The organism is Ferruginibacter profundus (assembly GCF_054783275.1).
This window is the reverse complement of the sequence record NZ_BAAGQW010000002.1, coordinates 160,096-173,974: the sequence shown is the minus strand read 5'-3', so window position 1 is coordinate 173,974 and position 13,879 is coordinate 160,096. Positions and strand designations below refer to the sequence as shown.

General features: G+C 37.6%; 15 protein-coding genes. 7 read left to right on the top strand and 8 right to left on the bottom strand.

The genetic code is table 11. The annotated features are described in order from the left end of the window. Positions 1-10: 10 nt before the first annotated feature. Genes ACYVM0_RS10860 through ACYVM0_RS10845 form a run of 4 tightly spaced genes read right to left on the bottom strand, consistent with a single transcriptional unit; the run spans position 11 to position 2,809 of the window. A complete protein-coding gene (locus ACYVM0_RS10860) occupies positions 11-1,375 on the bottom strand; it encodes a hypothetical protein (protein ID WP_460556793.1) in 1,365 nt (454 codons plus the stop codon). Between the two features lie 6 nt (positions 1,376-1,381). Next, positions 1,382-1,855, bottom strand: coding sequence for a hypothetical protein (locus ACYVM0_RS10855; RefSeq protein ID WP_460556790.1), 474 nt, complete (start codon positions 1,853-1,855; stop codon positions 1,382-1,384). Beyond that, positions 1,842-2,318: a DUF7665 family protein gene (locus ACYVM0_RS10850; protein WP_460556787.1), complete on the bottom strand. Its 477-nt coding sequence runs from the start codon at positions 2,316-2,318 to the stop codon at positions 1,842-1,844. The genes ACYVM0_RS10855 and ACYVM0_RS10850 overlap by 14 nt, the downstream gene beginning before the upstream one ends. Further along, entirely contained in the window at positions 2,315-2,809 is a 495-nt protein-coding gene (locus tag ACYVM0_RS10845; RefSeq protein WP_460556784.1) for a hypothetical protein, read from the bottom strand. Before ACYVM0_RS10845 ends, ACYVM0_RS10850 begins: the two co-directional genes overlap by 4 nt. A 105-nt stretch (positions 2,810-2,914) precedes the next feature. Here ACYVM0_RS10845 and ACYVM0_RS10840 point away from each other — a divergent pair, with 105 nt between their 5' ends. The 6 genes from ACYVM0_RS10840 to ACYVM0_RS10815 are packed head-to-tail and all read left to right on the top strand — an operon-like array spanning position 2,915 to position 6,404. Then, positions 2,915-3,502, top strand: a complete 588-nt coding sequence (locus tag ACYVM0_RS10840) for a hypothetical protein (protein ID WP_460556781.1) — start codon at positions 2,915-2,917, stop codon at positions 3,500-3,502. A gap of 9 nt (positions 3,503-3,511) precedes the next feature. Then, positions 3,512-3,910, top strand: coding sequence for a hypothetical protein (locus ACYVM0_RS10835; protein ID WP_460556778.1), 399 nt, complete (start codon positions 3,512-3,514; stop codon positions 3,908-3,910). Then, the gene (locus tag ACYVM0_RS10830; protein WP_460556775.1) at positions 3,907-4,680 is read left to right on the top strand and encodes an ImmA/IrrE family metallo-endopeptidase; all 774 of its coding nucleotides are present in this window, start codon (positions 3,907-3,909) and stop codon (positions 4,678-4,680) included. The genes ACYVM0_RS10835 and ACYVM0_RS10830 overlap by 4 nt, the downstream gene beginning before the upstream one ends. A gap of 8 nt (positions 4,681-4,688) precedes the next feature. Then, positions 4,689-5,363, top strand: coding sequence for a hypothetical protein (locus tag ACYVM0_RS10825; protein ID WP_460556773.1), 675 nt, complete (start codon positions 4,689-4,691; stop codon positions 5,361-5,363). Beyond that, the gene (locus tag ACYVM0_RS10820) at positions 5,364-5,858 is read left to right on the top strand and encodes a hypothetical protein (protein ID WP_460556770.1); all 495 of its coding nucleotides are present in this window, start codon (positions 5,364-5,366) and stop codon (positions 5,856-5,858) included. Positions 5,859-5,861: 3 nt separating this feature from the next. Next, entirely contained in the window at positions 5,862-6,404 is a 543-nt protein-coding gene (locus tag ACYVM0_RS10815; protein ID WP_460556767.1) for a hypothetical protein, read from the top strand. A gap of 33 nt (positions 6,405-6,437) precedes the next feature. Here the strand turns inward: ACYVM0_RS10815 and ACYVM0_RS10810 are convergent, their stop codons facing one another. Then, on the bottom strand, positions 6,438-7,520 hold the full coding sequence (locus tag ACYVM0_RS10810) for a PDDEXK nuclease domain-containing protein (protein WP_460556765.1): 1,083 nt from the start codon (positions 7,518-7,520) through the stop codon (positions 6,438-6,440). A gap of 306 nt (positions 7,521-7,826) precedes the next feature. Between ACYVM0_RS10810 and ACYVM0_RS10805 the strand changes: the two genes are divergently transcribed. Next, positions 7,827-9,995 (top strand): carboxy terminal-processing peptidase, encoded by a 2,169-nt coding sequence (locus ACYVM0_RS10805; RefSeq protein ID WP_460556763.1) that lies wholly within the window; start codon positions 7,827-7,829, stop codon positions 9,993-9,995. A 62-nt stretch (positions 9,996-10,057) separates the two neighbouring features. On the opposite strand, the gene ACYVM0_RS10800 is transcribed toward ACYVM0_RS10805, so the two are convergent. From ACYVM0_RS10800 to ACYVM0_RS10790, 3 genes are all read right to left on the bottom strand, one after another. Further along, entirely contained in the window at positions 10,058-10,567 is a 510-nt protein-coding gene (locus tag ACYVM0_RS10800; protein ID WP_460556761.1) for a DinB family protein, read from the bottom strand. Positions 10,568-10,738: 171 nt separating this feature from the next. Continuing rightward, entirely contained in the window at positions 10,739-12,418 is a 1,680-nt protein-coding gene (locus tag ACYVM0_RS10795) for a S8 family peptidase (RefSeq protein WP_460556759.1), read from the bottom strand. A gap of 85 nt (positions 12,419-12,503) precedes the next feature. Continuing rightward, a complete protein-coding gene (locus tag ACYVM0_RS10790; RefSeq protein WP_460556757.1) occupies positions 12,504-13,859 on the bottom strand; it encodes an OmpA family protein in 1,356 nt (451 codons plus the stop codon). Positions 13,860-13,879 lie beyond the last annotated feature (20 nt).

The following is a 13,879-nucleotide window of genomic DNA, read 5'->3' as shown; positions in this document are numbered from 1 at the left end:
ATAGTCACAATTACTCATTACTTACAAATCCATTTTTACTCATTTCTATTGTATATTTTCCTTTTAAGTGTTGTATAGCTTTTACGTCATCAATTGTTCTTAGGTGTGCAACTATTTTTTCATATCTCATTCCACCATTTAATCCTCTTATGACCTCTGCAATAACCAAAGCACCGGAACAAGCACCTACAAATGATGCTGAAACGGCTTTTCCTGCGATTGATATTGGTACAATACCACAGATATCATTATCGCTTTTTTTCAAGATTTCTAATACAGTATAATTTATTTCGTGGCTCGTTTCGTCTACATCCCCCCAAATTTCTTTTGGTGATTTTGAAGCTGCTGGAAAAGTGTGTAAAATGATGTTATCAAAGGTGGCAAGATTACTGCCCAGAGCTGATTCTACTATCAGGTCAAATCCGGCATTTTCAAGATTAAGACGAGAGGATGCAGAATCAAATCCGCATAAACCAACAAAGGATTCTTCATTTATTCTTTTTGTGTGCTCATCAAATTTCCTTTCCGTTATTACTGTATTAAAACCTCTTGTTTCTAACCACGAGCTACACTTTCTTGTTTTATAAACCCCTATATCATTCTTTTCACATAATAGACCTGCACTAACATTTGCCTCTACTATTCTGTCATAATCCTGAAGAAGAAAAGTGATTTCATTCGGTGCTTTAAATGGTAATAGCCCTATATTCCAAATGTAAGCTTGCCCAAGATGTCCAAGGCCCAAAAGCCAAAACTTATTTGGGAGCAATGTAATCTTTGGTCCGCAAGCATTAGCATCAAGCCAGTGTAAATCTGGCCGCCACAAGGAAATCCCCACTGATTTATCACATGAAGAAATATTGATCCCGGATAATTTTAAAAATGAAAGACAAATCGCTAAACCACCAGAAAATATGCCAGCGGTTGGAATATTTCCAGATTCAGTAAATGGGACTTCTATATTTTCAGTAAGTACTCCCGCTTGCCAATTATTGCATACTATTTGTAAAGATTTATCATCATTATCTACTGGTAGCCCAAACATTATTTTAAAACAATCTTGGGGAGTTTTCTCCGTTATAATTGCTCCTGCATTTAATAAAATCTCATTAAAAGTTTGGGCTTGCGGCCAGGGTAAAAGACATGGAGTGTCAGAAGGCATTTGAATATACACACCACCGAGAAAGGCTCTTTTACCTGTATTGACGGATGTAATTAATGCTGCCTGTAGTGGTAGCGAAGATTTTATTTTATCACTACAAACAAGATAGATGCTAAGCGATTCTAATTTTTGCATCGCATCTTCTGGCGAACAGTTTTGCTTCTCAATAATGCCAAGCGATAAACGGTTGAATGTATCTTCAGACAATTTCATTTTCTATTATTTATCTGTTATTTTAAATTTTTCGTAGCCGATGCCCCATGTCTTCCATTCTTTATCTCCGAGATATTCGTGGATACCTACATTTCTTAATAGCTGACCTCTTTTGGTTGCTAAATTTGGTACTATCAATGCAAGATGCCCGGCCTGGGCAATCATCGGGTGTTTTTGATCAGCCCCACTTTGGCCTGTCCAATTGCCCGGGTGAGTATGAACATCTGCCAGCACCTGCAATTCCTTTTCCCTGCATATTTTCCATAATGGCAAATAACCGTCTCCTTCAAAAACTATGATTCCTGAATCTAAAGAATGTGGGTCCAGGTCATCATAACATATAAATTCAGTTATCTTTCTTTCTGTAGAATTGCCAAGAAGAAATGCACCGCTTTCACGAATACCTTTTCCTCTCAATTTTAATTCTTTGATTAGCTTTTTCCACAGAGTTTTACTAATAGACAAATCAGTAGTTAACATAGTCGGCTGAATTTAATAAACGGTGTAAAAAATGTAGGTAGACCTGAATCTTAAAAGTAGGCTTCCACCAAAGCTCAGGAAACACAGCTTGCCATCCCTCATGTCCTGCCATAGCAAGCCTGTCGCAAGGCGCATAAAGTGCATTTGGATTCCATGCCGGATTAAAAGTGTTAGAAACAAACTTGGTTCCTTTTGGCCATTTTTCATTTGGTAGCCTTCCCTGTAGTTCAACTTCCCAGGGGCAGGCTGTAGGAGCCTGAGAAGGATAACCTGATAGGTCAAACCTAAAGTGATACTTATCCGGGTGATTATCCTTTGGTGCTGCCTGTACCCAAATAATTACTAAAGGCCAGTTGGGATATTCTGGATCTTCGTCCGCAATACCCCACATATCACTGTCAACGCCAGTTTGAAAGCCGGCCTCTGAAACATGCTGTTTAAACTGAAGCAAATCTGGTTTCATCCCTGCACTTGTTTATTGGCTGTTAGTGATAGGCTGATGCTACAGTGAGGAAATGCTACAAAAGAACCGATGTGGTCGCCTGGTTGTAAAACATTGCCATCACTAAGTTTTAAGAGCAGGTCAGCTGCATCACCTTCGCTGATGTTAAACTTTTTGGCCGCTTGTTTTAGAATCTTTTTGGCAGTGGTAGATGGCGGTACGTTCAGCGTAATAGTTTGGCCGTTGTACTCAACTGCCAAACTCACCTTTTTGCAGCGATGGCAGTGAATGTGAACTTTCCTTTTAATTCCCCCTTTTTCACCAGTTTCCTCCTTGGGTCTTTGTTCATCTTCATCTTCAACAAAGAATTCCACATCCTCTGAGCTACCGGAATTGGGAAATTCCTGCAGATACTTGTTAATTACATCTTTTACTGAGGCTTCATCTGAAACCTCTACCAGTTTGGGGTCACGATTGTTTTCCCCGTGTACGTAAATTTGAATTGTTTTCATAATTAAATTGTTTATACTTGTGTATGCTCCAAAAAGGTTCTTTTTTGCCAATGGCTAAAAAAGATAATTGAGGAGCATAGTATTAGAAACACCATATCAATTTTAATGGCAGTAATTGACCCACAAACTTTTGAGCAGCTAAAACTGATTTCTGATAAGGAATGGGGACATATTTTCAAAGAATTGGTTATTTACTGTGAATTACGTTTAACAAAGATTGGATTTGAGCCAAGAACAGAGAAAGATGTAAAAAATGGCGAGGATTTTGCGAATGACGCAATTGAAAAGCTATTTAATGGCGACAGAGCCTGGGATTTTATTAGATTCCCTAGTATATTAATCCATTTAAAAGGTGTGGCAAAAAGCCTGATTTGGAGTCATATTAAATCATCATCAAGGTCAACCGTCAAAAAAGAATTTACTTCTATAGTCTTAGACGACTCTGAAGACTTTGAATCCTATGGCGATATTGCTGACAAAGAAGACCCTGAAACCATTATTATTTCAGATGAAAATTGGAAAGATATTGAAAATCATTTCGGAGAGGACTCAGACGGCTTCATAATTTTCTGTGATTGGATTGATGAGGTCTCGCCAAGAGAGATAGCTAAAGAATATAATGTTGATGTAACTGCTGTTTATAATACAATTAAGAAAGGTAAAAGGATTATTACAAAAATATTTACCATCTAAAAAACGTTCATGCCGTCCAAAAAAATAAATATTGACCGTCTAATTGATTCTTATCTGGATGGTTCGTCAAATAACCCTGGCTCTTTGGATGATATGCTAAAGGAACATGGTTATGACCCTCAAAGAGTAGAAAAAAACGGTGTTAATAATATTAAGAAACTGATGTTTCAGCAACAAGTAGCTATCAATAGAGAAAAGTTATTGGGCTTATATTCTAAAGCATTGTTAATGGTACAGATTGCAACAACAGATACCAAACAAGCCATTTTTACTTTGCTTAAACAAAAATCGCCCAGTCTTCAGTTTAGGAATCTTGAAAACCTTGATGAAGAAAATCTACGTCAGATTTTAACGGAAACAGAAATTCTTGATTTTATTGAAAAATTGGAAAATGGAGAAGCTAAATGATTTCTAAAGCCGTTTTGAAAGCAAGAGAGGTATTTGGTTACTGCGGTATTGAAGACCCGACAGCTATTTCTTTACCTGATTTAATTATCTATTATAACGGTATCGTAAACGAAACACCATTGAATAATTGTGATGGAAGAATGGTAATGAAAAATGGACGGTCAATAGTTTCTTTGAATTCCAATATTGAATTTCCGCAAAAGAAGCGATTCGTACTGGCGCATGAACTAGGGCATATTTTGCTTCATAGCAATAACGAAGCTACATTTTCAGACGACTATTCGACGCTGGAAGCATATAAACATGGCTCACAAGAAAAAGAAGCAAATGACTTTGCAACCGAGCTTTTAATGCCAGAATTACTTTTTAAAAATGCTTGCTTTAAACAAAAATTTTCTCCCGACTTAATAAGGCAGCTATCGGAAAAATTTAATACAAGTCTTACATCCACTATTTACAGATTTATTGATTTGGGAAACCATCCAATTTGTATTTTTTTTAGTAAAGATGGCAAAATCTTATACCATAAAAAGTCACCACAACTGTACTGTAAAATTCCAGAGAGGAATAAACTTAGTGTACCGTCGGATTCAGTTGCTAATGAATATTATTCCCAAAATAGAATTTATAGAAAAGAGGATTCTGCTCAACAAATTTCTAAATCAACATGGTTTGAACTCGGCGATTATGACAAAGACACTCCTATGTTTGAATTTTGTGTAATAACACCAAGATACAATACAGTTGTAAGTGTTATTTGGGAAAAATAGATTTACCAATGAATGCAAATGATATTCTAATAATACCTTGTTGCTACTGCGGTACCAGAGAGGCTACTACAAGGGACCATGTGCCCCCGAAAGCAATCTTTAACAAACCTCGGCCAGATGATTTAATTACTGTGCCTTGTTGTTTTGAATGTAATAATCAGGCATCATCATTTGATGAAAAGTTTAAAGCTTACCTGGGTATGCACATAGCCAGACAAGGCGGCGAGGCTGAAAGACTTTTCAAGGAAGGAGTTCTGCCAACTGCAAAACATAATCACAAACTCCGCAGGAATATTTTCAACTCAATGTATCCGGTAAACATTGCGACTAAAGCAGGGATTATAACTGGCAAAGGCATAGCAGTTCCCTGGGATAATGAGGCTCATGATATAACAATCGAGAGAATTATTAGAGGTTTGTTTTTCCATCATTATGGTAAAATAATTGGTGATAATGCAAGAGTTAATACTTATTGGTTTAAAGAGCCACAAAGTATTTTGGATGATAAATTATATGAAACTTCAATTGCAAATGGAAACTTCAAATATCAATATAATAAAGTGGACGAAGCTGAATTTGATTCAGTTTGGCTTTTCAACTTTTACAATGGGCATTTTGCCGGAGGGATGGTTTTGACTTCCCAGATAAAGGTTTATCATAATCAATTACCTAATTCTGAATAAATGAATAACCACTGGAACTTACCAGATATTCCTCATAAAGGTTGGCGGCTGCTGGATGTTATTGACATTCGTGAAGATGGTCAATCGGTAGAAGATACAGAATATGAAACCTGCATGATGTGTGGTAATGACAGAATTAGATTTGTACATATTGTTGAGCATGATGAGATGCATGAAGAATTCAAGGTTGGTTGTGATTGTGCTGAGAAAATGACTAATGATTATGTTAATCCTGGAAAGCTTGAAAGGAATTTAAGAAACAGGGCTGTTCGGCGCTCCAAATGGATTTCAAAAGAGTGGCATGTGAATGAAAAAGGAAATCAGTATTTGAAAAAAGACTATCATTTTTTCTTGATTTTTAAAGATAAAAAATCAGGAAAGTTTAAGTGTAAAATTGATGACATCTGGGGCGAAAATTTTTTCAATACTGTAGAAGAAGCGAAAGCTGCAACCTTCAATGGAATTGATTACTTGAAAGAAAAAGAAAAATGGTAAATTATGTTTTCTCAAGACTATTATAAAAACATGTTTATTTCAAAATATGATGAAATAGAAAGGTGTCATAATAACCTTACAAATTTTTCATTGATTAATGTTACACCGGCTCTACGCTTTATGCTTTTTGATTCTCAGCCCTTGCTTGATATTTTAAATAGGGATAAGCACTTGCCAATTATTTTTTATGTAAACAATGCGATTAATTTTGATGAGACAGAGATAGCAACGTCTATGATGTTGTGGAAAGAGGTAAGTTTTAACCCACTAGACGAATATAAATTATTAAAGAAAGATGCATTTTTAAAATGGCCCTGTGTCTATTATATTGGCCAATCAATAACTATATTAGATGTAATCAAGTTCTATGCCTACGTAAGAGGTGGCATACATCTTGACAAAGGCGAAGCAGAATACCAGTTGCTACGTGAAGCTTTTGAAATCATAAAAATTGATCAGTTATCCACACTTGATCATACAATGCGTGGGATACTGCAAGTTATTTATAAAACTCTTTCTGTGAATAAGGAAAAGTTACTCAGCTGATAAACTTGTGATTCGTTGTTTACTGACAAACAATTATTCCAACAACTTCCCCAATTCATCCGCATCAGGCAATATCCCTTTCATTTGAATAGGTGTTTGTTTAGATGTTTTATAAGTAGCAACTCCCATAGCCTTATCAAAACTTTTAATTGCAAACTCAACCACTGTGTTATTTTTCTCTTTGCAAAGAACAATACCGATACTGGAATTTTCCTGTTGCAATTTTACCTTTTCATCTAATATGTTCAGATAAAAATTAAGTTGCCCGGCATCCGCAGGCTTAAATTTACCTTTCTTCAATTCAAAAGCTACCAGGCATTGTAAATGGCGGTTAAAAAATAGCAGGTCAATGAAAAATTCATCGCCATCTACTTCAATTCGATATTGATTACCGATAAAACAAAAGCCTTTGCCCATTTGCAGTATAAAATTTCGAATGTTTAAGACTACCTGTTGTTCAATATGTCGTTCATCTTCCAATTCGTCACCTGCAATAAAATCAAGTAAGTATTCGTCCTTAAATACCTTTAGAACCGAAGGCTTTAAAGATTCTCTTATTGTACTCTTGAAATTATTGGGCAACTTGCCTTGCTTCTGAAACAGGTTGGCATCAATCTGATGCTCCATAACACTAACTGACCAAAACTGCGTTGCCGAGTTTTCAATATAAAAGAGCCTTTCTTCTGTTTTTTTGCACCGGTTTAGTAGCAGGACATGATGAGTAAAACTGATGCTGTAAAATGCTTCTAATTGGATCGTTGGCAACGGCCCAATTGCATTAGCCTTATCATCTAAATTGGGGTCTTCGATTTGGACCGTCGCTGACGGCCCGATTTCCAAATTGGGATAAGCTTCATAAAACTGCCTCATCTTTTTAAGGTTTGTAAAAGAGAAACCTTTTAATCCAGGTAGGTTACTTTGTAAGTCTGTTGCTATCTGCTCCAGTACCTTGGTGCCCCATTTTTGGGCTTTAACCTTTTCTGAAAGCATTCTTCCAGTCTTGAAATATAATAACAATTGCTCTCTATTGGCAAGCCTTGCAGCTTGGTATCGGCTTTTTATGATCTCTTGCTTTAATGAGCTTATAAATGCCAGATAGTTTTTATCAGTAATCATAATTATAGTATTGTAATTGGCTATATATCATTTTGTTAGAAAGGAAATTCTTAGAGGTTAGGCAGTCAAAAGATTGGCCAGACTTTTTAAATCTTTAATAAATTGGTTCGAAAAATGTACGGTAGGTAACCCCAAAAAAAGATTTCTGCAGTAAAACGCAGAAGTCTTTTTTGTTTTTTGGCAAAACCATGACAAAAACCAACCATTCATCCGCATATTTTTCCAAAAAAAGCCTTTAACAAAACATTATTCACGTAAGTTCGTTAACTACAAATAAAAACAATCGTTTTACGTTATTTTTACATCATGCAAAAAATTGCAAGCTTTATGATGAGTAAAAAATTTATTCCGGTTATACTGGTGCTTACCGGGGCAAGCCTTTTTGTGGCCTTTAAATCGCAGGGAAGATCAGGGAATGATGACAATCCCCGGTCTAAATATGCGAAAGTATTGCGCTATGTAGGTATGTACCTGGAAGAAGCTCACTTCAGCCCTAAAAAAATAGACGATAATTTTTCGCAGGTGGTATTCAAAAAATTTACTACCGACCTGGATGACGAAAAAAGCATCTTCCTGAAATCTGATATTGATTCGCTGGCGAAAAAATATGACGGTAAAATTGATGATGAAATTCACGGGAGTGAATTGCAATCTTTCTTTGCTATTAATGAGGTGTATCTGAAAAGACGTGATGAAGGATTTGCATTGGCCAATGAATTTTTAGCAAAGCCGTTTGATTTTACAAAGGACGAATCTGTACAGTTTGACAGGGATAAACTTGATTTTCCTAAAACCGAAGCAGACCGCAGGGAAGTGTGGAGAAAGACCATTAAGTACAGTGTATTAAGCAGGTTTGTGGAATTACAGGAAGACAGGGAAAAAAATAAAGGCAAAAAAGATTTTGTACAGAAGGCAGACAGCACTTTAGAAAGAGAAGCCAGGGAATTTGTGAAGAAAAGAATGGACCGGATGATGGCGACCAAAAAAACACATGAAACGGCCGATGAAAATTTCAGCACGTTTGTAAATGCCATTACTTTAAGTATGGACCCTCATACTGATTATTTCCCTCCTGTAGATAAACGTTCTTTTGATGAGAGCATGAGTGGAAAATTCTATGGTATTGGGGCACAACTGAAAGATGATGATGGTAAAATAAAAATTGCCACGCTTATTTTAGGAATGCCTGCAAAACTCAGCAACAATATTGCAGTAGATGATGAGATTTTGAAGATAGGTGAAGGCAAAGCAGAACCTGTTGATGTTACCGGTTATGCAGTTACTGATGCGGTAAAACTGATCAGGGGCGCAGAAAAAGGGTCGGAAGTAAGATTGACGATCAGGAAAGTGGACGGTACAATTAAAGTGGTTTCTTTATTGAGAGACGAAATAAAACTGGAAGACACATTTGCAAAAAGTGCAGTAATAAACGGGGAGCATAAAGTTGGGTATATCTGGTTGCCTGAATTTTACCAGGATTTCCAGAATCCTAATGGCGCAAGATGTTCTAATGATGTGGCTAAAGAAGTAGAAAAATTAAAAGCAGAAAATGTAGAAGGGATTATTCTTGACCTGAGAGGAAATGGTGGCGGATCATTATCTGAAGTAGTTAAAATGGCTGGTTTGTTTATAGAAGACGGACCAATTGTGCAGGTAAAAGGCAGAGATGAAAAAGCTTCTGTTTTAAGAGATAAAGATAAAAATGTGTTATACACAGGGCCGCTCACTGTAATGGTAGATGAAATGAGTGCATCAGCATCTGAAATTTTTGCCGCAGCTATCCAGGATTATAAAAGAGGTATTATTATCGGCAGCACTTCTACCTATGGTAAAGGTACTGTACAGCGTAATATTGCTTTATCGCCGGAAAGCGAAAATCCTTTACTGGCCAGCAAAAACACCGAAGATCTTGGGGCATTAAAATTAACACTGCAGAAATTCTATCGTATCAATGGTGGAGCTACACAGTTAAAAGGCGTGGTGCCGGATATTGTGTTACCCGACAGGTACGAATATCTGAAATTCCGTGAAAAAGATAATGCCTCTGCATTGCCATGGGATACCATTGCCAGGGCCGATTACCAGCCATGGACCAGCACAGTAAGCAACGACGCAGTAGTTTCTATGTCTTACGACCAGATCAATAAAGGTTCTGTATTCAGTAAAATAAAAACCAATATTGAATGGTTAGGTACTAACAGCGAAAAGGAATATTCTTTGAATATTGTAAAGTATAAAGAAGAACAGGCCGAACTGAAAGCAACCTACAAACAACTGGAGGAATTAAATAAATTACCTAAAGAGCTGGTGGTAAAAAATATTGCTGCCGATACTGTAAACATCAATGCAGCTAAAGATAAAGTAGAAAAAAACAAGCAGTGGCTTAAAAGGATTGGTGGAGATATTTATGTTGATGAATCTATGAAAGTGATCAACAACATGATCATGCAAAAAGCAACAGCAAAGAATAATTAAGCAATTCCCAGATACAAATAAAAAATCCCGTCACTTTATAAGTAGACGGGATTTTTTATAGCCTATAAATATCTTTCTTTTAAAACCGCCATATGATGGTACACATGCCCGATAGCTGTAAAGCCCATACTGAGGGCAGAAGTGGGATTATTGTTGGCGATACCAGTATTGTTTAATGCTTCTTCTGTAAAACTGTGGAATAAAATTTCAGTTGATTTTCTTACTAATAAAAATTCATCAGCCAGGTCTTTCCAATGGCGGCCATTGGCATTGCTGTTGGCTGCATATTCATTTTCATCAAAACCGGGTAAAGAACTCTGGTCTTTACGGGCAAAACATAGTGCCCTGTAGCTGAATATCCTTTCTGTATCTATCATGTGCTGTATCAATTCCTTAATGGTCCATTTGCCCGGAGCATAGGAGTGGTTTGACTTTTCTTCGTTGATACTGTAGAGGAATTTGGTAAGCAGTAATGACTGGTGGCGGAAAGCAGCTGTAAGGTCTTCCTCCGGTACCAGGTCGATATATTTTTGAAAATAGGAGGGGTGAGTAGCGGGCGATGGTTTTGGCATTAGCAATAGATTTAAACGTTAATTTTTTAAGGGATGAAATTACAATAAAAATTACGGATGTGTACACGGATTTTTCTTTGGGTTAATGATGAATAAGGAAAGGCGGTGAAGTGCAGCATAAAAAAGTCCCGGGGCAGCAGCTCCGGGACTCTCTGGTATTATTAAAAGATTTTATCCTTTTTTTGATTTTACCAATTTTGGTTTAGGTAAAACTTCTTTTGTAATTTTTCTTTCTCCCTTTAAAGTAGCGGCCAGTTTTAATGCGGCATAAGCATTAACAATGCCACCACTTTTACTGATATCTGAAAGATTCACCATTTCATCGGTACCGGGTTTGCTTACTTTAAAATCAGGTTTTTGAGTTGAATTCTCAATAACATATTTTAACTGCTTTGCAGAAAGGTTAGGAAAGTATTCCAGCGTTAAGGCTGCAATGCCGGCCACCAGCGGGCAAGCCATACTGGTACCCTGTAAATTACCATACGTGTTGCCTCCTGGCAGCGTAGCGTAAATTTTTACACCGGGAGAAAATACGTCCACTTCCTTTTTACCGTAATTGCTGAAAGAAGCAGTCAACCCGCCATTTTTAGGATCGCCGCTGGCACCAACTGTAATTACATTGCCGGCCCGGCCTTTTCCATTAATGTAAAGCGGGCTGGGAAAATTATCTTCTGTGTCAACATCCTTGGCATCATTACCTGCGGCATGTACCAGCAATACGTTTTTACTCTCTGCATAGCGGAAAGCATCATCCACCCATTGTTTTTGCGGACTAAAATCTTTACCAAAGCTCATGCTGATCACCTGTGCACCATTGTCAACGGCATATCGGATAGCGTTCGCAATATCCTTATCATGTTCGTCTCCATCAGGTACTGCACGTACCATCATGATACGTACATTATCTGCAATACCGTCCATACCCTTGCCATTGTTGCGCACTGCGGCAATAATGCCTGAGCAGTGGGTGCCGTGCATTGGTGTGCTGGCCATAATATCATTGTTACCATAAAAACGGTCGTTGATATTGGTCTCATCATCTTTTACAATTTCGGCCCGGTAAGCTTTGGGGGGAGTATTTTTCGATTCTTCTTTTTTATCTTCTCCTGCCACGTATTCTGCAAAGCCTTCCATAAATTCTTTATTGGTAGCATCCAGCTGGTTATTGGCCTTCATTAAACCCAGTAAAGCATTTTTAGATGTTTTTTGAGCGGGCTCAGTAGGAATAAAAGAATTTAATTCTGTTCCTGTAAACACTTCTTTTGCCATAGCAACTTTTAAAGTACTGTCGCTTTTTTGCATGTTGGACAATAGCCTTTTCAGTATTACAATATCAACACCGGCATCTTCTTTTCCTTCGCCTGTAATATTGGCTTTGGCTTTTTGCCACATGGTAAATTCAGCCAGGTCTTTAGGGGCAATATCTTCTTTTTCCTTGCCTTCGTATTTTGATTTAAGGCCGTGGTATACCCTGGCAGCTTCGTAGCTGTCTTCCTTTACATTGCGGCCATCTTTGCCACCTAAAAAATTCCAGCCATGTACATCGTCGATATATCCATTATGGTCATCATCGATACCGTTGCCGGGTATTTCTTTGGAGTTGGTCCATAAAATGGGTTTCAGGTCTTCGTGCAGTGTATCAATACCGCTATCAATTACAGCAACAATAACCGTTTTGCTTTTAAGATTTTTTGATTTTAAAAAACTGTAAGCTTTGCCGGCACTAACACCATAATAACCGGTACTGTCTTTATCCATCAGGTGCCATCCATTGGGAGTGGTTTCTTTCTGGGCGTGGCTGATTGAAAAACTAAGGGTACTGATCACAAATACAATTAGGAATTTATGCATATATTATATTACTTTTTTTCAAAGTTAATGAAGAAAATTATACGGCATCTAAATACTACGTTAAATGGTAAGTGCGGTAAAAAAGCTATTTGGTTGCTTCAAATACGCAAATTTCAACCCTCCTGTTTTTCCATTGTACCAATGGGTCGTTCAGGTCGGCTGCAGGCATCTTATTACCCAGTGAAAGAATGGTTAAACGATTTCTGTCGATGTAAAAACTGGCCACGTAATCAGCCGAAACACTGGCCCTGAGTAAAGAACGGTTGTAGTTAGCTTCCTGGCTGCCTACATTATCGGTATGGCCCTTGAATACGGCCACCAGTTTTGGATTGGCTTTTAATAATTTTACCACTTTGTCCAATGTTTCAAAAGCCTCTGTTTTTAAGATGCTCTTACCCGGTTCAAAGTAGATAACGAAACAAGAGGTATCGGTGCTTATTTTACTGGTATCAACTTTGGCAGGGCATCCATGATTAGCGGCAACGCCTGCAACACTAATACACTGGTCGTCATCATCATTTACGCCATCACCATCGGTATCAGGAACGGGACAACCGCCATATTTTGCAGTGCCTTTAATACCCGGGCATTTATCGTGTATATCTGCAATACCATCGCCATCCCTGTCTGCAAGGGTATCTATTGGCACAACAGGAATATCGATATTATGGTCTTTTGATTTTTTAGTTTTTTCCGGCCTTTCGGGTCTTTCTCTTTTTTGATGAGTATATAAAGTGTAAGCAGCAGTAATACCAAATGTTCTTATCTTATGTTTTACAGCATCTCTTGCATCCAGGAAATAATCGGTTAAAGGAATATTGGCATTGATGTAAAGCGATAAATTATTCAATTCAAAACCTGCACAAAAACTCCAGCTGAAAAAAGTGGGCTTGTATTGGCCGGGTCCGCTTCCGGTACTGAGTTTGCTATTGGTTTTATCTACTGCTGTTAATGAACTGCCGAAATAATCTACCTGTATTTGCTCTTTGCCTCCGGCTAAAAAACTTACTACCGGGCCTGTGCCTGCAAAAAAGCTACTGGTACTTTCTTCCCCGAACATAAATTTTTTTCGCAGGCTGAGGTTCAGGTCTGCATAGTTTATTTTTTGTGTAAACCCGGAATCTTTGATGGTATTATTAGCGCCGCTTTCTTTCTGCAATAAATATTTATATCCTTTTTGGTTATAGGCCGCAGCAATAAACAGATCCAATTCATTTTTTATCAGCGTTTTATTAATGGTGATACCACCCCAATAGGAAGATGCAGAGGAATAACAATTATAATCGGCCGGTGGTACTGCAAATTTAAAAAGTGAAGATTTGCCTGCCCCTGCAAGTACGCCATACCTGGTTTGCGATACCAGTTTATTGCAACATAATAATATAAGTATTGCCGTAAATGCTGTATTACAAAACAGTTTCAGGTGTGAATTCCGGGGCATACTTGTTATGATACTTGCTG

Coding starts and splice junctions, on each gene's coding strand:
- ACYVM0_RS10820 (WP_460556770.1), top strand. CDS start 5,364: ATGAATAACCACTGGAACTTACCAGATATTCCTCATAAAGGTTGGCGG.
- ACYVM0_RS10805 (WP_460556763.1), top strand. CDS start 7,827: ATGCAAAAAATTGCAAGCTTTATGATGAGTAAAAAATTTATTCCGGTT.
- ACYVM0_RS10845 (WP_460556784.1), bottom strand. CDS start 2,809: ATGAAAACAATTCAAATTTACGTACACGGGGAAAACAATCGTGACCCC.
- ACYVM0_RS10860 (WP_460556793.1), bottom strand. CDS start 1,375: ATGAAATTGTCTGAAGATACATTCAACCGTTTATCGCTTGGCATTATT.
- ACYVM0_RS10815 (WP_460556767.1), top strand. CDS start 5,862: ATGTTTTCTCAAGACTATTATAAAAACATGTTTATTTCAAAATATGAT.
- ACYVM0_RS10855 (WP_460556790.1), bottom strand. CDS start 1,855: ATGTTAACTACTGATTTGTCTATTAGTAAAACTCTGTGGAAAAAGCTA.
- ACYVM0_RS10830 (WP_460556775.1), top strand. CDS start 3,907: ATGATTTCTAAAGCCGTTTTGAAAGCAAGAGAGGTATTTGGTTACTGC.
- ACYVM0_RS10810 (WP_460556765.1), bottom strand. CDS start 7,520: ATGATTACTGATAAAAACTATCTGGCATTTATAAGCTCATTAAAGCAA.
- ACYVM0_RS10840 (WP_460556781.1), top strand. CDS start 2,915: ATGGCAGTAATTGACCCACAAACTTTTGAGCAGCTAAAACTGATTTCT.
- ACYVM0_RS10800 (WP_460556761.1), bottom strand. CDS start 10,567: ATGCCAAAACCATCGCCCGCTACTCACCCCTCCTATTTTCAAAAATAT.
- ACYVM0_RS10790 (WP_460556757.1), bottom strand. CDS start 13,859: ATGCCCCGGAATTCACACCTGAAACTGTTTTGTAATACAGCATTTACG.
- ACYVM0_RS10795 (WP_460556759.1), bottom strand. CDS start 12,418: ATGCATAAATTCCTAATTGTATTTGTGATCAGTACCCTTAGTTTTTCA.
- ACYVM0_RS10835 (WP_460556778.1), top strand. CDS start 3,512: ATGCCGTCCAAAAAAATAAATATTGACCGTCTAATTGATTCTTATCTG.
- ACYVM0_RS10850 (WP_460556787.1), bottom strand. CDS start 2,318: ATGAAACCAGATTTGCTTCAGTTTAAACAGCATGTTTCAGAGGCCGGC.
- ACYVM0_RS10825 (WP_460556773.1), top strand. CDS start 4,689: ATGAATGCAAATGATATTCTAATAATACCTTGTTGCTACTGCGGTACC.